The 19,460-nt window shown below is 44.7% G+C and carries 16 protein-coding genes; 13 read left to right on the top strand and 3 right to left on the bottom strand.

Going from position 1 to position 19,460, the window contains the following annotated elements; genetic code table 11:
- The 9 genes from QUB12_RS13265 to QUB12_RS13225 form a co-directional block, all read left to right on the top strand.
- The coding region (locus QUB12_RS13265; RefSeq protein ID WP_445300665.1) for an O-linked N-acetylglucosamine transferase, SPINDLY family protein at nt 1–1,589 on the top strand (1,589 nt) is incomplete at its 5' end.
- A gap of 295 nt (nt 1,590–1,884) precedes the next feature.
- Nucleotides 1,885–2,634, top strand: coding sequence for a peptidylprolyl isomerase (locus QUB12_RS13260; protein ID WP_333034840.1), 750 nt, complete (start codon nt 1,885–1,887; stop codon nt 2,632–2,634).
- A gap of 132 nt (nt 2,635–2,766) precedes the next feature.
- Nucleotides 2,767–5,775 carry a peptidase domain-containing ABC transporter gene (locus tag QUB12_RS13255; RefSeq protein ID WP_333307096.1) on the top strand — a complete coding sequence of 1,003 codons (3,009 nt, stop codon included), beginning with the start codon at nt 2,767–2,769 and terminating at the stop codon, nt 5,773–5,775.
- A gap of 52 nt (nt 5,776–5,827) precedes the next feature.
- On the top strand, nt 5,828–7,834 hold the full coding sequence (locus tag QUB12_RS13250; RefSeq protein ID WP_333142720.1) for a chromosome partitioning protein ParA: 2,007 nt from the start codon (nt 5,828–5,830) through the stop codon (nt 7,832–7,834).
- A 222-nt stretch (nt 7,835–8,056) separates the two neighbouring features.
- Nucleotides 8,057–10,156 carry a hypothetical protein gene (locus tag QUB12_RS13245; protein WP_333307094.1) on the top strand — a complete coding sequence of 700 codons (2,100 nt, stop codon included), beginning with the start codon at nt 8,057–8,059 and terminating at the stop codon, nt 10,154–10,156.
- A gap of 3 nt (nt 10,157–10,159) precedes the next feature.
- Nucleotides 10,160–10,960 carry a glycosyltransferase family 2 protein gene (locus QUB12_RS13240; RefSeq protein ID WP_333307092.1) on the top strand — a complete coding sequence of 267 codons (801 nt, stop codon included), beginning with the start codon at nt 10,160–10,162 and terminating at the stop codon, nt 10,958–10,960.
- Complete coding sequence (locus QUB12_RS13235) at nt 10,957–11,154, top strand: hypothetical protein (RefSeq protein ID WP_333102861.1); 198 nt, start codon at nt 10,957–10,959, stop codon at nt 11,152–11,154. Before QUB12_RS13240 ends, QUB12_RS13235 begins: the two co-directional genes overlap by 4 nt.
- A gap of 79 nt (nt 11,155–11,233) precedes the next feature.
- Nucleotides 11,234–11,890 (top strand): Uma2 family endonuclease, encoded by a 657-nt coding sequence (locus QUB12_RS13230; RefSeq protein ID WP_333102862.1) that lies wholly within the window; start codon nt 11,234–11,236, stop codon nt 11,888–11,890.
- 226 nt (nt 11,891–12,116) lie between these two features.
- Nucleotides 12,117–13,181 carry an NAD-dependent epimerase/dehydratase family protein gene (locus tag QUB12_RS13225; RefSeq protein WP_333307090.1) on the top strand — a complete coding sequence of 355 codons (1,065 nt, stop codon included), beginning with the start codon at nt 12,117–12,119 and terminating at the stop codon, nt 13,179–13,181.
- 87 nt (nt 13,182–13,268) lie between these two features.
- Here QUB12_RS13225 and QUB12_RS13220 read toward each other — a convergent pair whose 3' ends face one another.
- Together QUB12_RS13220 and QUB12_RS13215 are read right to left on the bottom strand one after the other, a co-directional pair.
- Nucleotides 13,269–13,892, bottom strand: a complete 624-nt coding sequence (locus tag QUB12_RS13220) for a hypothetical protein (RefSeq protein ID WP_333307088.1) — start codon at nt 13,890–13,892, stop codon at nt 13,269–13,271.
- 100 nt (nt 13,893–13,992) lie between these two features.
- The gene (locus QUB12_RS13215) at nt 13,993–14,598 is read right to left on the bottom strand and encodes a Uma2 family endonuclease (protein ID WP_333307085.1); all 606 of its coding nucleotides are present in this window, start codon (nt 14,596–14,598) and stop codon (nt 13,993–13,995) included.
- 191 nt (nt 14,599–14,789) lie between these two features.
- On the opposite strand from QUB12_RS13215, the gene QUB12_RS13210 reads away from it, so the two are divergent.
- Complete coding sequence (locus tag QUB12_RS13210; RefSeq protein ID WP_333307083.1) at nt 14,790–15,335, top strand: Uma2 family endonuclease; 546 nt, start codon at nt 14,790–14,792, stop codon at nt 15,333–15,335.
- A gap of 62 nt (nt 15,336–15,397) precedes the next feature.
- Here QUB12_RS13210 and QUB12_RS13205 read toward each other — a convergent pair whose 3' ends face one another.
- Nucleotides 15,398–16,072, bottom strand: coding sequence for a methyltransferase domain-containing protein (locus tag QUB12_RS13205; RefSeq protein WP_333142709.1), 675 nt, complete (start codon nt 16,070–16,072; stop codon nt 15,398–15,400).
- Between the two features lie 50 nt (nt 16,073–16,122).
- Between QUB12_RS13205 and rfbC the strand changes: the two genes are divergently transcribed.
- The 3 genes from rfbC (at nt 16,123) to QUB12_RS13190 (ending at nt 19,442) form a co-directional block, all read left to right on the top strand.
- A complete protein-coding gene (gene rfbC, locus QUB12_RS13200; protein ID WP_333142708.1) occupies nt 16,123–16,668 on the top strand; it encodes a dTDP-4-dehydrorhamnose 3,5-epimerase in 546 nt (181 codons plus the stop codon).
- A gap of 2 nt (nt 16,669–16,670) precedes the next feature.
- Nucleotides 16,671–17,543: a dTDP-4-dehydrorhamnose reductase gene (gene rfbD / locus QUB12_RS13195; protein ID WP_333142707.1), complete on the top strand. Its 873-nt coding sequence runs from the start codon at nt 16,671–16,673 to the stop codon at nt 17,541–17,543.
- A 153-nt stretch (nt 17,544–17,696) separates the two neighbouring features.
- Entirely contained in the window at nt 17,697–19,442 is a 1,746-nt protein-coding gene (locus QUB12_RS13190) for a hypothetical protein (RefSeq protein WP_333142706.1), read from the top strand.
- Nucleotides 19,443–19,460: the final 18 nt, after the last annotated feature.

Here is a 19,460-nt window from a genome sequence, read left to right as displayed (position 1 = left end):
GAACAGGCATCTTGCCTGTTAGTTCCACAACAGATGAATTATCTGGTGGAACAGGCATCTTGCCTGTTAGTTCCACACAAGATGAATTATCTTGTGGAACAGGCATCTTGCCTGTTAGTTCCACAACAGATGAATTATCTTGTGGAACAGGCATCTTGCCTGTTCCTAACCAAGTAATTGAGAAGGGTGCAAGATATCAGTTTAAACCCAAGTCGGAAGTTGAAAGGTACTCTGAATATTTCCAGCAGTTAATCAATTACGTCGCTGCTAATATCGCCAGTTTTCCCGATTCAGAAGTTTGGCGTTATTTGGCGGCTTTTATTGCGAAAAATGTTAGATTCCAAGCTTTGTATTTGAGCGAGTTCAATCTGCTCAATATATTGAGTCAGCGAGCTGATATTCTGGAATTTCATTGGAAAAATATCGGCAGTCAAATAGAATGGAATTTTCCTCAGAGAGAACCTGAAAGAACTAAAATCAGAGTGGGGTTTTTGCTTGAGAAAATTAGTGAGGAATCCGAGACTCGTGCAGCAATTGCGAGTTTTGAATATTTAGACAGAAGCAAATTTGAAATTATCGTGTACTATTTCCAGGTACAAGACGAGCGACTGGGGAAATATTGCGAAAATTGCGCCGACAAACTGGTGCAACTGTCAGAAGCTTTGCCCAATCAAGTCCGAGAAATGCGATCGCACGATTTAGATATTCTGCTAATCTGCACCAATACTACCGACACTTCTCAACCAAGCGCGCTGCTGTGCCTGCACCGACTAGCGCGGGTGCAAATAGCTACGGGTGCATCAACCCCCGCAACCACAGGCGCCCGAAATATTGATTATTTCATTGCCGGAGATTTGACATTGCCCCCAGGTGCAGCAGCAGAGTATCGCGAAAAATTAATTAGTTTAGAAGGTTCGGGAGTTTGTTTAAGCTATACTGTAGGATCAGCACCTGGCAGAGTTGAACCGACTCGCAGGAGTTGGGGAGCCACCGACGAATCTGTAGTGTTCATGTCCGGCGCTCAAGCTTTTACAATTATCCCAGAATTGAGAGAAACTTGGGCAAAAATTATTGCGGCCGTACCAAATTCTATTTTAGTTTTGTATCCCTTTCGTTCGCGCAATGAAAACTATCCGACGGTGCCTTTTTACAACCAAATTCGATCGCTCTTTGCCGAATTTGGGATTGACAAAAAGCGTTTAGTTGTGATTAAGGCGCTGCCATCTCGCGCAGATTGCATAAAATGTCTGGAATTGGCTGATATATATTTAGACTCCTATCCATACAGCAGTGCCTGCTCCTTAGCAGAACCCCTGTTGGCCGGGTTGCCTGTAGTGGTAAGAAAAGGGCAAACAACTCGATCGCGACAATCAGCCGCAGTGATCGAAGAACTACTACTTCCGGAACTGGTAGCAAACAGCGAGAAGTCTTATTTAGAGCTGAGCACAGCACTGGGAACCAACCCAGAACTGCGTCGGCACTACCGCGATCGAATCCAGCAAAAAATGGCGGCAAACCCCAAATATCTCGACAGTCGCGTTTGCTCGACCCAACTCGAAACACTCTTTGAAAGACTATTCCGAGAGTGAAGGAAGAAGGAAGTTCAGCAACTAAGCAGTGTACGGGATTTAACGGATGGATGTTGAGGGAAGAAGGAAGATGGCAGAAGTAAAGATTTTCCCACTCTCCCACTCTCGCATCCCCCTACCATTGTGAGACCCGTGGGGAACCCCTCGCTAGGCAGAGCGTCAAGAAATAGACAGCAATAGCGCTAGCCCACGGACGGTCTGCTATCATCGGGGAATCGAGGGGTTAGTGGTTGTCGCTCTTTTCCTGCCACAGCTAAATTAAAAGGGGAAGCGCAAGTCAGTTGGAGATAAAAAAATGACAGGACTTTTTCAAATAGGCGATAAATTACTGCAAGCTCAGGATATGCCATCGCTCCTGAAGCGGTACCAGTTGATGCCGCAATTCTTGCGCGGTGTAATAGTAGACCAAGCGATCGCATCCTTTAGTTGCAGCGACGAAGAACGCCAATCCGCCGTGGAGAACTTTCTGGCACAACACCAACTGACAGCCCCGGAAGCCAAAGAAGCTTGGCTGCGCGGCCAAAATATGACGGAAGAAGAACTTCAAGAGATGGCCGTTAGGCCCTTGCTGATCGAAAAATTTAAGCAAGCCACTTGGAGACCTAAAGTAGATAATTATTTTTTAACCCGCAAAGCCAGCCTAGACCACGTAGTCTATTCCCTGGTACGCACCAAAAATCCAGCACTGGCAAACGAACTTTACTTTCGCATCCTCGAAGGGGAACAAACCTTTGCTGAAGTGGCCCGCGACTATTCCGAAGGGCCGGAGTCCAAGTCAGGTGGCTTGTTGGGCCCCGTACCCCTCTCCCAGCCCCACCCGGCAATCAGCAAACTTTTGTCCGTCAGCCAGCCAAATCAACTCTGGACGCCGCGTCCTCTGGCAGAATGGATGGTAATTATTCGACTAGAAAAGTTCATGCCGGCCCAGCTCGATGAATCGATGCGGCTGCACTTGATTAACGAACTCTTTGAAAGCTGGCTCGCCGAACAGATATCGCAAATAGGCCCGCTACAGCCCCTCTCCTCCGTGTCTTCAATTTCATGACAATCAAGCAATTGGGTCAGGGGCCCCCGGATTTATCCGTGGAGACTTGAAAAAGCGTAGCATCCTGACAAAAACCCCCTGGATTCATCTGTGGATTCAATCTAAAATCAAAAATCAAAAATCAAAAATTGGATGACTTCTTCCGCTGTTTCCCTCTCCCAAATTCAGGATTTCCTAGCTCAAACACCTCCCTTTGACCGACTGTCAGAGACGGCTCTGACAGCCTTGGTGGCTAAATGCCAACTCCTTGGCTACCGGACGGGGCAACCCCTGTTTGAACGGGAAAAAATGCCGACTCAGGTGGCAATTATCTATCAAGGCCAGGCCCGGCTGCTGGGGTTTGACCAGCGCTCGCAGCGCCACGTAAGTTTACGCTTGGTGCAGTCGAAGGAAATTCTCGGCTGGGCTGGATTGCTCAGGGGAGTTCCCTGCGAAACCGCGATCGCCTCTACAGATGTGATCGCGATCGTCCTGCCTGCCGAAGAGTTCCTGAGCGTACTGGAAAAACAGCCGACATTTGGAGAAGCCTTTCGCGAACACTGTTCCTTGAGCGAAGTATTTGAACTGTTGAGCCTGGAATTGCAGCGCCAAGCCGACGGCACTTCCAATCTCAAGGAACTCACCCTGCAAGCTTGGCAAGATGCGACAGTTGTCAACGTACCAAACGGCAACAAAAAAACTCAAGACATCGCCAAAGAGCTAGATGCCGATCGAGTTTGGCTCGTCAGCAGCGGCGTCTTGGGCGACTTTCCCACCGGCAGCCGCTTCTCTGTGGAAAACGCAGCCAAATCCTTAAAAGTAGAAGGCCGCCTCGGCGCGCGATTGGTAGGCTTCCGGGAACCCCCAGAACATCAAGAAACAGACCCATTAAATCCCACGCCAGATATAGTAGACCCTGGGCAGAATCCGCCCGGCGGAAAATCGCTCAGCATTATAGACGCCCCAGACCGTCCCCCAGAACCCAAAACCGACCCCCAAACAAAGGATGCGGCGAGATACCCAGTTTTCCGCGCCAAAGGGCAGATTGACGCCCCGCTAGCTTGCTTCCAAATGTTGAGCAAGTATTTCGGCCTCAAATTTCGTCGAGATATCATCCGCAAAGTTCTAGAAAATCAGTTAAAAACCGCCGGTTCCATCAGCATCCAAGCCTGCGGGGCGATCGCCCAAAGCATCGGCCTCACGCCTCAATTGGCGCAAGTCCCAGCAGAAGCCATCAACCGCATCAAAGCTCCCGTAATGATTAAATGGCAAGATAGCTTTGCCATTATTTACAGCATCACCGAGCAAGAATTGGTGATGGCCACGCCCGAACAGGGGCTGATGCGGAAGCGGATACCTCAGTTTAAAGAAATCTGGGGCGAACAGGGAGAAGTCCTGCTGCTGCAAGCTCCGCAAGTTGAGCAAAAAGAGCAGTTCAGCTTCTGGTGGTTTGTGCCGGCGCTCATGGAACACAAGACAGTGTTTTTTGAGGTGTTGCTGGCTTCGTTTTTTGTACAGTTATTTGGTCTTGCCAACCCATTAATCAGCCAAGTAATTATTGATAAAGTCTTAGGTCAGCGCAGCATTGACACCTTGGATATTTTGGGGGCATTTCTATTAGGTGTTGCCCTGTTTGAAGGACTGCTCAACGGTTTGCGTACCTTTTTGTTTATAGATACCTCAAACCGCATTGATGTCAAATTGAGTGCAGAGGTAATCGACCACTTGCTCCGGCTGCCCCAGAATTACTTTGACAATCGGCGCGTCGGAGATTTGGTATACAAATTCAGCATGATGGGCCAGATTCGGGAATTCATGACGAGTACAGCTCTGACAGTGGTTCTCGATGCGGTATTTTCGGTGGTTTACGTCGCCGTTATGCTCTCTTACAGTGTGCAGCTAACTGCAGTATCTTTGGCAGTGGTACCGATACTGGGGCTGATGATTGTTCTAATCAATCCGCTGGTGCTGCGCCTGATAAAACAAAGAAACAACCGTTTTGCTGACTCTCAATCTTATTTAGTGGAAGTAGTCAGCGGGATTCAAACTGTTAAGGCTCAAAATATTGAATTGAAATCCCGTTGGGAGTGGTCGAGCCGCTACGCAAAATACATTACAGCCAGTTTTAAAACAATTATCACGGGGACTACGGCCGGTACGGTTAGCAGCTTTTTAAACCAGGTGGGTAACTTAGCTCAGTTGTGGGTGGGAGCTTATTTGGTACTGGGAAATGAGATTACGTTGGGTCAGTTGATTGCTTTCCGAATTATTTCCGGGAACGTGACTGGTTCGCTGCTGCGTTTTGTGAGCGTCTGGCAGAGTTTCCAAGAAGTCTCAATGTCGATCGATATGCTTAAGGATGTCGTCGATACGCCGACGGAAACCAGCGAGGAAGACCGCAGCAATATCCCGCTGCCGGCAATTCAAGGGCAGGTTACCTATGAGGAGGTTTCCTTCCGATTTCTAGAAAGCGGGGCACTGCAATTGGCTAATGTGAATTTGGAATTTCCCCCTGGCAGTTTTGTGGGAATTGTGGGGGGAAGCGGTTCCGGTAAAAGTACGGCGATGAAGCTGTTGCAGCGTCTTTATCCGCCGCTGTCGGGCCGGATTTTTATTGACGGGTACGACATTGCCAAGGTGGAACTGTACTCGCTCCGCAGCCAACTTGGGGTGGTGCTGCAAGATACTTTGCTGTTTAACTGCTCGGTACAGGAAAATATTGCTCTGAGCAATCCCGATGCGAGTACGGATGAGATTGTGCGAGCTGCGAAATTAGCGGTGGCTCACGATTTTATTATGGGCTTGCCTGCTGGCTACAATACGATAGTCGGAGAGCGGGGTTCGTCGCTTTCTGGGGGTCAAAGACAGCGTTTGGCGATCGCCCGGACGATTTTGCAAAACCCGAAACTGCTGATTTTGGACGAAGCTACAAGCGCCCTCGACTACCATTCCGAACGCCAAGTTTGCAATAACTTAGCAGAAGCTTTTGCCGGCCGCACGGTGTTTTTCATTACTCACCGCCTGACGACAATCCAAAACGCCGACATAATTATTATGATGGATCAAGGTTCTGTAGTCGAGCGGGGAACTCATAAAGAATTAATGGCTCTTAAAGGGCGTTACTACTGCCTCTTCCAACAACAAGAGTCATCGAATACCTGATATCTAACAACTCACAACTTAGCGCTAACAATTAACAACTGAGAACTAACAAATGGCTATGAAATCGTTAATACTTTCTGAGCAACCAGTCATTCTCGAAAAACCAGCGATTTGGTCGCACTTGTTTTTGTGGATGATCATGCTGATGACCACTTCTGCTGTAGTTTGGGCTTATTTTGCTAGCGTAGAGCAAGCTGTCCCCGCTGTCGGCCAATTGGAGTTCAAAGATGGTGCTAGAGACATCCAAGCACCTGCTACGGGCGCTGTGGTGAGACTTCACGTTGAAAATGGCGATCGCGTGGAAAAGAACCAGCCTCTGCTCACTTTCAACCCCCTTGCACCCAGCGCCGATTTAACATCGATTCAGAAAACTAAAGAAGCTCTGGAAAAGGAAAATAAATTTTACGAAGATGTTGTCAACGGCAAAATTCAAGGCGCTGTTCCTTCTAACCTAGAATCAACTATCAAGGACAGACAGAGCCTCACGGCACAAAATCAAGTGCTGCAAGCTTTGATTGACGAACTGTACCTCAACAGGGGAGCTAGCGGAAATTTTGATGCTGCTCAGCAAGGACTTTATGTTAATTATCGATCGGAGTTTCTGTCTCGCGTAGCCGCAGCTCAAGGCCAAGTTCAGGAGTTGGAAAAACAACTGAAGCAAGCTCAGGATGCTGAGAAAGCCGCCGGCGATCAAATGACAGTGGCACAGCAACAATTGGGTTTTGCCCAGAACCAATTAAATTATGCTCAGCAGCAGTTAAGTTCTTCGCAAGAGCAAGTAAAATCAGCCCTGGCTCAGAGAGATTTGGCCCAAGAACAGTTAGCGAAATCCCAACAAGTATTGAAGTCGAATCAAAACATTCTAGGCAGACTCGCCCCCCTGGTGGAGGAAGGAGCCATCGCTGAACTGCAAAAAGAACGTCAAGAACAAGATGTTTTCAGAGGCCAAAGCGACGTTCTCAAACAGCAAGATCAAATCAAGCAGCGCGAAGGTGAAATCAACTCTCGCAGGGGCGAAATTAACACGCGCCTCGGTGAAATCAATACGCGCCGAGGCGAAATTAACGCGCGTCAAGGTGACATCCAAAAAATTACTGCTGAAATACAGCGTCACCAAGGAGAGCAAGCGCGCCTTCTGGAGTCCATCGCCCGCGCCCAAGAACAGTTGAAAAACACCAAGGATACCTGGGCGAAAGAACTTTATACCAAAATTGCTGAAAACCAGAAACAAATTGCCAGCAGCGATTCTCAGCTAAGCCGCTTCAAAGTGGAAAACCTGAAAAAGTTGTCCGAGGTGAACGCTCAGCTAGAAAAGGCTCAACAAAACCGCGACACTCAAGTGATGAAGGCTCCGGTATCTGGCGTTATCTTCGATTTGAAACCTTCTACGAAGGAGAAAGCTAAGTTGGATATGGCGAAAGATCCGATATGCCAATCCATTATTAATACGGTGGTGAAACCGGGCGAACCGCGCCCAGCACGCTGCGAAGAAGCTTATTACGAAGCGCAGCAAACTGAAAAGCTGCTCAAAGTTTTGGATGACGACAACGGTCTGCAAGCAGTGGTTTACCTGGAAAACAGCAATGTGGCTCTGGTATTGGATGCTTTGAGACAGAAGCGGGCAAAATTGGAGCAGTATCACGGCAAGCAATTAGACGGAGAAAAGATTGACTGCGAAATAGGTAAAAGTTGCGTTTGTCCAGAGAAGGAAGTTAACAGAGAGAAACTGGGTTTGACGAAATACCAATGCGTGCCTGTGGAAGTGAATGTAGAAGCTTTCCCGGCGCTGGAGTTTGGTACTGCTGAGGGTGAAGTGATAGAGATTAGCAGCGATGCTGAGCCTCCTACTGAACTGCGGAAATACTACGCTTTCAAAACCAAAATAAAGCTCAAAAATCAGAAGTTTGTTTTGAACAAGGGCAAGGCAAATGAAGTGGAGGTTAACTTGCAGTCGGGAATGTCCGTGAGTTCTAATATCAATATTGGCAAGCGGAGTGTCTTGCAGATGTTTATCAACCGATTTACTGGGAAAATGGATACGTTCAAGACTATTAAGTAATTCGGTTAACCGAATTGAACGTGAGACTTTGAGGCTGTTCGGAAACCCGGTTTCTTCAAGAAACCGGGTTTCTATGTGTTATGTTTTTCAACTTGTTTGTAGTAACGAATGCAAGTCCCGGCTCAAACTATGAGGAGTGAAATCTTCACTACAAACTTGATAAAAATTATTTAACCGGGTTTGATATAAAATGGTGATGACAATCAGTGCGATCGCACTTTCATGAAAAAAATCATCTTATTTACTTTATATCTAATTCCTGTCCTCTTCTTAATCGGATTGGTAGCGAATTTTAGCGTTAACGTTCCCGTTGATGACGAGTGGAGGTTAGCTAGCCTTTTTGAAAAAATAGCTGCGGGAAATGTAACTTTTAACGATTTTTGGGATTTGCACAGCAATCACCGCATAGTTTTCCCTAAAATAATTATTGCGGTGCTGGCTTTTGCTTCCCGATGGAATATTAATTATCAGTTGTGTCTCAGCATAGGTTTGGCTGCGATAACTTTTCTCGCTATGTACAAGTTATCCTCGATGCAAGTTAAGAATGTTGGGGATGATTTGTGGCATTTAGCTAATATTTTAACTTGTATTTTGCTTTTCTCGCTAGTTCAGCACGAAAACTGGCTTTGGGGATTTCAATTGGCTTGGTTTTTAGTCAATTTTTGTTTTGTCGCTGCGGTTTATGCGCTGGTTTCAAATCACAAATTATTGCCTAATATAGCGGTTTTTAATCGGATGAAACAGAGATGTTGCACCACGATCAATAAGCTATTTAGGAACGGGCAAGATGCCCGTTCCACAAGAACATTGAATTTTTGTGGAACGGGCATCTTGCCCGTTATTGAGAATGATGCAACACCTCAGATCAAACAGAGTACGGACACGGCACTGCCGTGTCCCTACGATATTCAAATATGGATTGCGGCTGGATTCTGCTTTATTGCGAGTTTTTCCCTGGCCCAAGGTTTGCTTTCTTGGTTGGCTGCGATTCCGGCTGTGGCGGCTTTAGAAGGAAATGCGGCGCAGAAAAGAAAAAGAGTTATTGTCTGGATGCTGCTGTTTTTGGCAACTTGTGCTGTTTACTCAATTGATTATCATCCTAGCCGCAAAGCAAGTATTATTTCATTGTTGAATAAGCCGTTTGTGGTGATTGATTACTTTTTAAGTTTGCTGGGTTCGCCAATTGTGCGATCGCCTGGAATTTCAGCATTAGTTGGATTGCTAATATTTGCAAGTTTCTTATTTTTGGTATTCTATTTCTTTGTCATTGGGAACCCTGCGAAGCAATCTCCAGCCCCTGCGATTCCTTCGCCACTGGCAATGACAGATAGGAATGATATTTCTGAAAGCTATAGCAATCCCAACTCAGTTATGAACGTGGTTCAGACTGCGACGCTGGACGGGCAAGATGCCCATCCCACAATTCATTTAGGATTACGGCAAGATACTCATTCCAATATTGATTTAGGATTGCAAAATCAGGCTTTACCTTGGCTGTCAATAGGTTTTTTTTCGGTTTTATCTTCTTTGTTTATTACGGCTGGCAGGGCTGAATTTGGGGCAATTCAGGCGCTAGAATCGTCTAGATATACGACTAATTCAATTTTGCTATTAATTGCTGTGGTTCAGCTAGGGCAATTGTTTGTCCGAGGTAATTATCAAGAAAAAAAAGCAACGTTAAAACGTAATTATAAATTTATTTATCGCGTAGTTGCAGGGCTGTTAATTGCCACAATTATTGTTAACTCTCAACAGGCAATCGCCCAAACTAGATCGGCACTTATTTACAAACAAGGCGCTCAAGATTGTTTGCAGTTAATTAACTATCTGGAACCCTCGGATTTTTTCAATAATTCGCCGGAAAGCTGTTTGAGGGTGCTGAGCAAAAAAACTTGGCTGGTGAGAGAAGGCGCTGCAATTATCGACAAAATAGGTTGGAGAAAGTTCGCGAAAAATGTAGAGTTTATTTCTAATACCGAGAAAGTTTACGGTTATTTAGACAAACCTCAAACTACCGATAAATCCTTGACTGTTAAGCAAAATGATGCTGTCAAGGCTGCGGGTTGGGCGGTTTGGCCAGAAAAATTGCAACAGCCGAATATTGTACTGCTATCTGTCGGGGGAAAAAAATCTTTTTTTGCTAACGCTTATGTAAATTTGGACAGTCCCGACATTGCTGAGAGTTTAAAATCTGAGTTATACAATAATGCCAGGTGGGCTGTTGATTTGTCGCATAATAATTTGCCGATCGCCCAAACAGAAATTAAAGCTTGGGTGTATAATCCTGTTGACAACCAGTTTGTCCAGTTGCGCGGAGGATGAGGAGTGAAAATTTCTGTGATTATACCAGCCCACAATGAGGAGGGCTGTTTGTACGGTACTGTGCGGGCGATCGCCCAGACGCTCGATTTAGAAGGCATTCCGCACGAAATTTTGATTGTGAATGACAACAGTGTCGATCGAACTCTTGATATTTGCCAGGAGTTGTCAGAGACTTTTCCCACAGTGAGATACATCAACAATCAACCTCCCAACGGTTTCGGATTTGCTGTGCGCCGGGGATTGGCGGAATTTGACGGAGATGCTGCGGCAATTGTGATGGCGGATGCTTCCGACGATCCGATGGATTTGGTAGCAGGATACCGCAAGTTGCAAGAAGGATATGATTGCGTTTTTGGTTCCCGCTTTATCAAAGGCGGCTTTGTGGTTGATTATCCAATTCACAAGTTAGCAATTAACCGCTTAGCAAACTGGTTTGTCAAAAGTATTTTCGGCTTGCGGTACAGCGATGTCACCAATGCTTTTAAAATTTACCGCCGAGAAGTAATTGAAGGCGTACAACCGATTTTGAGTCATCATTTTAATTTGACAGTGGAACTGCCTTTAAAAGCAATTGTTCGGGGTTTTTCCTATAAGGTAATTCCTTTGAGGTGGTACAATCGGACTGCGGGAATTTCTAAGCTGAAAATCAAAGAGATGGGCAGTAGGTATTTGTTTATTGTCTTGTACGTTTGGCTGGAAAAACATCTCTCTCGCGGCGACTACCACCGGACTAGAAAGATGAATGAATTGAAATTAGATTTATTGCCAAATTCAAGGAGGGAAGTTTTGACGGCGAAGGAATGATGACTAATGATTTTGGTACCGCAGCTATTGATACTTTGATGCAGATCGGAGATAATCAGTGCGATCGGTTAATCGTCATCCTACCTGGCATATTCTCGCGAGATGGAAAAATTCATGGCAACTTTGCGCTCTTCTCGCGGATTGCGTACAAAATCGAGTTTCCCGATTATAATGGTGAAGGGGATAAAAAGTAGGATAGTCAGCGATAATTTGACGAGAGAGGCGATGGGGAAGTTTGGGTTATAAAATATACCAAATTGGGAGGATTGAGTCATGGTTTTTACAGCCCAAGAAATGGCAAGATTGATGCCAGATGCCAGTCAATTAGAAAGTGACGAACCGGAAATGGAAAGTTCCCTACATTATATTCAACTAGCATTATTAGTTGCCTGTTTGGAATGGCAATGGCGCGAGCGCCACGACTTTTTTATTGGAGCAAACCTGACGGTTTACTACAGCCAGCAACAATTGCGGAATCGGGATTTTCGCGGTCCGGATTTTTTTCTGATCGCAAACACAGAAAAACGTCCGCGTCGTTCCTGGGTAGTTTGGGAAGAAGAGGGGAGATATCCCGATCTAATTATAGAATTGCTATCTAGTTCTACGGCAAGAGTCGATCGCAACGAAAAAAAGATATTATATCAGAATCGGTTTAGAACTCCCGAATACTTTTGGTTCGATCCTGAAGATTTAGATTTTAGCGGTTTTCGTTTAATCGGTCAAGAATATCAACCTATCATTGCCAATGAATTTGGTAGATTGTGGAGTGAGGTACTAGAATTATATCTGGGAATTCACGATGGGAAATTGCGTTATTTTACCCCAGATGGTGAGTTAGTTGCTACACCAGAGGAAGCTGCACTGCAAGCACAGGAGCGGGCCAATCGATTAGCGAATCAGTTGCGGGCTTTGGGCATTGAACCAGAATAGTTGAAGACTTACGCATTTCCGACCAAAGAAACCGGGTTTTTTATCTAATCTGCGGATTGCAGCGAAGGATTTTCGCAAAAAACCCGGTTTCTGGTGATCCGTGCGCCAGTCCTATAGTTGTCAAAATTCATTAAAAAGATGATTCGGTTTTAATGCGAGGTATACCTCAACACCCATTGTTCAATAATTTAACAGCAGTAATTAATCCTCTAAGAAAGTTGAGTCAATGCCTGAGAGAATTTTAATTGTGGGTGGTGCGGGTTTCATCGGCAGTTGTTTGGCAATTGGCCTGAAGAAACTGCACCCGGAATGGCAAATAATTTGTTTAGATAATCTGCGTCGCCGGGGCTCGGAATTGAATCTGCCTCGGCTTAAAAGTTGCGGTATTCAGTTTGTTTACGGGGATATTCGTACAGCGGCGGATTTAGATCCAGTTGCACTCAATGCTGACTGCATTATAGATTGTGCTGCGGAGCCTTCTGTGCTGGCTGGTTTTAGTTCGCCTCAGTACGTTTTGCAAACGAATTTACTGGGCACTGTGAATGTTTTGGAGTTGGCGAGACAAACGGGTGCGAGTTTGCTGTTTTTGTCTACGAGTCGGGTTTATCCGATCGCCAGTGTCAAATCTGTTAAGCTGTTAGAGTTGCCGAATAGATTTGCGATCGCCCCTGAGCAAACTTTACCCGGTATATCGGAGTTGGGCATATCAGAAGACTTCCCATTAAAAGGACACCGTTCGCTTTACGGAGCAACTAAATTAGCTTCGGAATTGCTGATTGAGGAATACAGGGAAGCATACAATGTGCCGACAATTATTAACCGCTGCGGGTTAATTACTGGTGCTTGGCAAATGGGTAAAGTAGATCAGGGAGTTTGCGGTTTGTGGGTGGCGGCTCACTATTTTCAAAAGTCGCTGAATTATATCGGTTTTGGCGGCAGTGGGAAGCAAGTTAGGGATTTGCTGCACGTTGAAGATTTGTTGAGGTTAGTTAATTATCAGTTAGAACATTTTCCTGAATTTGATGGCGAAGTTTTTAATGTGGGCGGCGGTTTGAGCAACAGTCTTTCTTTAGTTGAGACAACTGATTTGTGCCAAAAGATTACGGGTAAATCGATTTCAATTAACCCTGTTTTGGAGGAACGCGCGGGGGATATTCCGATTTTTATTACGGATTCTTCTAGGGTGATGGAGAAAACAGGATGGCGGCCTGTTATTGGGCCGGAAGCAGCTTTGCAGGATATTTATGATTGGATTGCTGCTAATGAGGTGGTTTTAAGTTCGATTTTGTAGGGAGTTTTTTAATGGCAGATTGCAAATAGTAGGGTGCGTCGCTATGGGAAATTTCGCCACTATTTGAGTGACTAGAACCGACGCACCCTACGGCGAAATTTCATCCCCGTCTAAAATTCCCACCATTATTTTCATTAAATCCTCTAAATCGTCAGGCACTTTAAACAAATTGATATCTTGAAAAATAGTGTGCTGATTTCGGTCTAACTTGCCAAATCGCCAGACATCTCCCATTGTCACCGCACCGTAAAAGATATTTTGCTCTTCAACGTGAGACATCGCAATCAATTCTACAGCTAGTTGGGTAAATCCTCTAGTCATATCGTCGTTCTTTGCTTCAATGACTAGCAATTCTCGCTCGGATTTTACGAAATAATCTAAATTTCCCTTTAACCAGCTATTAACGTTGAGAGTATACTCAAATCGCAGTTGACATTTGCAGTACCGGATGATGTCCAGCAAAACTGGCGATACTAATGATTCTCTTCTAGCTGTTTCGCTGCTGAGACTGACAAAAAATAAAGTTTCTTTAATTCTTTGTTTGAGAAAAGCTATTTCTGCCAGTTCCCTAGGGGTATGCGGCAAAGACAACTCAGTTTTGATCAGCGAGTAATCAAATTCTGCTAAAATTTGATCCGTTTCGTAAGGTAACTCAAAGTATGAACTAAATGTATATTCTCGACCTTCCTGTAAGATTTTTTGCTTGGTCATACTGTTTGAAATCGCAATGTGTTTATTTGTCAATAATAGCAAATATAAATCATTTATACAGATTTGTAGGGGTAGTGCTCCCGTGCCTACCCTCTATCGATTATCCCCAAACTTCTGTCAAATCTAAGACAAACCCAGGCAACACATCTTCACCGGACAGACTAATAGGATTTTCCAAGACTTCTACATCTTGATTTTGCCTGTAAATTTCCACCTTTCTGTTTTTTCTATCTATCAACCAACCTAAACGAGCGCCATTGTTCATATACTCTTTCATCTTGGCTCGCAGCGGTTCCATGTTGTCAGTTTTAGAACGAAGTTCTACCACAAAATCAGGACACAAGGGAATAAAGCTTTCTTTTTGTTTTGGGGTGAGTGCATCCCACCTTTCTTGACGCACCCAAGCTGCATCGGGAGAGCGATCGGCTCCATTAGGCAGGTGAAAACCAGTAGAAGAGTTAAATGCTTCTCCTAATTTAGTCTGGCGGTTCCACAACCAGAGTTGTCCTTCTATACTGAGATTTCTCTTTCCTGTTTCGCCTCCGGTTGGTGGGTTCACGATTAATTCTCCTGTTGCTGTGCGTTCTAATTGTAACTCTCGATTGGCGCTCGCCAATTCAACGAACTGTTCGTGGGTAACGGTGAGTGTTAGTGTTAGTGGAATATTGACGGGAAGGGCAGCGGATAATTGAGTTTGTGTCATCATTTTTGTCCTCAAGCTGATGCTTTAATGGCAGCTTCATCCTAATTGGGCTAAGCCAGAAATGCGGGATACTTTGTAACTTTTATGATAACACTTACAAGTGCCATCTACAAAGTGCGATCGCCCTTTTGTCCACCAAAGGTCGATCGCATCTGGTATCATAGAAAAAAAGTTCCCCGCCCAGACGCAAAAACATGATAACTTCTACAGTTGTTGCCCCATCGAAAATCTACTCTCTAGAAGCATGGATGGAAAGTCCACCGGATCGGCAAGAGTGGGTTGATGGCGAATTACTGGAGAAAAATGGCATAACTCTCAAGCATAGCAAGGTGCAAGGAAATCTTTACTTTTATTGGAGAAACTACAAAGAATCCAGCCGACAGGGAGGAAAAGTTTATACTGATGTTCCCTGCCGCACAAACAAGCAGGGGCGCTATCCTGATGTTGCCTACCTTCCCCCGGAATTAGCAGCACAATTTGGCAATCTCAAAGTGCTGCCGCAAAGTTTTCCTTTATGTGCTGAAATTGTTTCACCAACAGATTTGGCGGAAGATGTAATTGCTAAAGCTACAGAATATTTAGAATCGGGAAGTGAGGAAGTTTGGCTGGTATATCCTGAAAACCAATGGATTATTGTAGTAACAAAACAAACCAGAAGCATCTTTATTGCTGGGGAAGCTGTTAGCACTCAAATTGTTTTACCGGGTTTTAGTATTCCAGTAGATGAGTTATTAAAATGAGCGCTTTCCCTACATTCTCATTTTCAGCCTCCGACGGCAAGTGTCGATATTGAGGAAGATACTCACTTGTTGGGTTTCGATGCTTTAACAAACATTTGCCCTCCCAAAAACCGCCACAACCAAGGCAATTTTAAGTAAATTTTTAACAGCAAGGGCGAGGCCGGTCTGCCTTTCGTCGAAAAGGGCAAAAATCTCGGTACAATCAGGTCAATTTCAAACCCGACAGTTTGTAAAAGCTCTTGTAGCGATAAATGCGTTATCGGTAATTGATGGTCGATAAAATCGTAGTATTCCTTGTAGGAATATTTGAAATTAGGCTGAATTACCAATAGAGAACCGCTAGGCTTGAGGGCATCAAAGCAAAACGAGATAATTTCTACAAGTTCCTCTTTGTTGCGGAGGTGTTCAAAAAAGTTTGAGATAAAAATGCGATCGAACTGTTCGGTAAAAGATGTGTAATCTTCCAAATTCAACACATCAATATTAAGCACATTTACATCAGCATTAGCAAATAACTTTGAATCGGGATTAAGGTCAATTAAATATTTTTTTTTAGCCCGAATTTGATTGATAAACTCGCAGTAACCGCCGCCAATATCTAAAACGGTTGATTCGGGAGGAACATAATCTTGTAAGAATTCGTCAATTAAAACTTTCCATAGTGCCACCTTCGCTTGCATTTGTCGCAAATCAAAGCGGTTGGCATACAACTTTTTGAGATATGTGTCAGTTTTCATAGTAAAATAGCCTAGACTGAGTATGAGTTTATCACGCGATACAGCCAACTATGAATGTTATATCTACTGAAATACCGGAAGTTCTGATTATTGAGCCGAAAATTTTCGGAGACGATCGCGGTTTCTTTTTTGAGAGTTTCAATCACAAAGCTTTTGTAGAAAAAACAGGCGTGACGGCCGAATTTGTGCAAGACAATCATTCCAAATCTTCTAAAAATGTGCTGCGCGGTTTGCACTACCAACTGCAGCAGCCTCAAGGCAAATTGCTGCGGGTAGTTGCTGGCGAAATATTTGATGTAGCAGTGGATATTAGACAAAGTTCGCCGAATTTTGGAAAGTGGGTGGGGTGTTTGCTGAGTGCAGAAAATAAACGGCAATTTTGGGTGCCGGCGGGATTTGCACACGGTTTTTTAGTGGTTTCCCAGACTGCTGAAGTTTTGTATAAAACTACAGATTATTATGCACCGGCACACGAGCGGTGTATCCTGTGGAATGACCCCGATTTGGCGATCGACTGGCCGCTAGATGGTGCTCAACCCATCTTATCAGCTAAAGACCAAGCTGGACAAACGTTGAAAACAGCTCAAGTGTTTTGATTATGAAAATTTTACTCGCAGGTGGCAGCGGACAGCTAGCTCAAGAATTGCAGCCGATTTTATTATCTTCGGGAGAGGTAATTGCGGTCGATCGCACTCGCCTCGATTTATCCCAACCGGAAAGCATCCGTCAAGCAATGGCTGAAATTCAACCGAATTTAGTCGTCAATGGGGGTGCTTACACTGCGGTAGACAAAGCGGAAAGCGAACCGGAATTAGCAAACGCCATCAACGGCATTGCACCCGGAATTATCGCAGAAGAATGCGAAAAACTGGGAGCAAGTTTGATTCACTTTTCTACTGATTATGTATTTGACGGTAGCCACGGTTCTGCTTATCAGGAAACAGATTCTACGAACCCGCTGGGAACTTACGGCAAGTCCAAATTAGCAGGCGAGGAAGCAATTCGGCAAGCCGGAAACCGACATATTATTATTAGAACAGCCTGGGTTTACGGCAACGGTGGCAAAGGTAATTTTGTCAAAACCATGTTGAGGTTGGGAAAGGAAAGAGAAGAAATTCGAGTAGTAGCCGATCAGATCGGAAGTCCTACTTGGACGGGGGATTTAAGTGCGGCGACTTCGCAAATTATTCCTCTGCTTGGGCCAGAAAGTTTTGGGACTTATCAGTACACTAACAGCGGTGTTTGTAGTTGGTACGATTTTGCGATCGCCATTTTTGAGGAAGCAGCCAAACTCGGCTTTCCCCTAAAAATTCAGCGCGTAATTCCCATCACCACCTCCGAATATCCGACACCCGCAAAACGTCCCGCTTTTTCTGTCCTCTCTACAGTAAAAATATCAGCACTTCTAGGCACGTATCCTCCCCACTGGCGGCAAGGGCTCAGACAAATGCTGGCAAGAGAAGTGAAATAAAAATTCGAGTAAATCTGTAAAGTAGCCAGAAACCGGGTTTTTTCACCAAAATACTTGGTTCAAACCCTCAATCAAGTAAAAAACCCGGTTTCTTTAATCCCAGCGCGTACAACTTAGCCCAAATCGATTAAAAATATCGCCATCTACCAATCCATGAAAGTCAAGCAACAATATATTTTAATTGCCGCATCAATTCTCGGAATTCTAATACCAGCGTCATATATTTTGTACTTGATATCGCAAGCGGGAGACTTGTCTAATTTTGATTATTGGTGGATGACATGGAATTTTTATTCTGTAGACGGTTTCTCTACCAATCCTTTTAATTGGATATTTCGGGCGAACGAGCATTTTGTCTTGATTCCGGCAATTATTTATGGCTTGAATATAGTTGTCACCCAAGGTTCAAATATTGGTTTGTGTTTAGTTGCCTGGTTCTTGGCTTGGATTCAGTGCCACGTATTAATTGCTCTGCTGCCGTTAAATTTGAGGCGTTTTCCCCTGCAATTTATCTCGCTACTCCTTTGCATTTCTATTTTTAATTTTACTCCGGCGGCGGCTCACAATTGGATGCGGGGATTCAGTGGCGTTCACTGGATAATTGCTAATTTATTTGTGATTTGTTCGATATATTGTTTGCAATCCTATGCGACTTTGTTGGGTACACCGGGGGCGGGCACGGGGGCACCGCCCCTACGGAATGGTTGGGTAATTGGCAGCATTGTTTTTGGCGTTTTAGGCTGTATTAGTTACAGCACTCCTTTAGCTTTGTGGCCGATATTGTGTGCGGCTGCTGTTGTGCTGCGGTTTCCTCGGCGAATAACTTATTTGTATTTCATTGCTTCGATTGCGGTGATTGGCATTTATTTTTTAACTTATAAAACTCCATCTCATCACCCTTCTTTAACTAAAATTAACCCGCTCAAAACTCTCGAATATATTCCCACTTATCTCGGCGGAATTTTTAGCGAAAATATTATTGTTGCTTCAATTATTGGTATAATTGGTTTGATTGCAACGACGGGTTTTGTGGGTTATTGGCTATTTGTAAAAAAGGTCGATCGCCCGGATTGGCTGCCTTGGCTATCAATCCAACTTTACACGCTGCAAACGGCCTTAATGGCCGCTGTCAGTCGATCGGGATTTGGCGTCGAACAAGCCACCGCTTCCCGCTACGCCACACTCCCAGCTTTGTTTTGGATGAGTACAATTGTGCTGACAGTATTGTGGGTGCGCGAGTTGCAGCCAACACCAAGAATTCAAGGGCGTTGGCTGACACCGCTGTTTGCAGTCGCCACAGTCGCGATTATTTTAATGTACGGGGTGGGAGGCGAAACTGCAATGGCGATCGCCCGCAGAGCAACCTATCAACCGTTAGTAGCATTATCACTGCAATTAGGCATCACCGATGTAACCCTAATTAAAGACCGCGTAGGCAATAAACCCGCCGCTTTTGTCGGCTTAATCGACGCATTAAAAACTAACAACTTAGTGCCATTTAACCGAGACATCAAAAAACACAATTTTTGTGCAGCATTAGACACAAAACTCGACGCAAATTTACTGTCAGCGCCCAAAGACGGAGTACCCGGATATTTTGATACAGTAACTAAACTCGCACCCGCCGCCTCCAGAGTAATTGGCTGGGTAGGAGACCCCGAAAACAATGTAAAATGTATTGCCATTCTCAACCAAGAAAATGTCGTTCGAGGTTTCGCCATGTCAGGATTTCCCCGCCCAGATTTAGTTAAATTATTTGGCCATTCCTACGAATTCGCAGCTTGGAGAGGATACATTCAAACATCACCAACAGATAAACTATTGACAGCCTATGCCTCCTTTAAAAACCGCAAAGATTGGGTAGCCTTGCGAAACTCCCAAGTTATCAACAAAAACTAAAAAACCTCTCTTTCTCCT

This window comes from Microcoleus sp. B7-D4, from assembly GCF_036705125.1.
Taxonomy (GTDB): Bacteria; Cyanobacteriota; Cyanobacteriia; order Cyanobacteriales; family Microcoleaceae; genus Microcoleus.
Note: the sequence above shows the minus strand (reverse complement) of the source record. Positions and strands in the feature narration are given on the sequence as shown.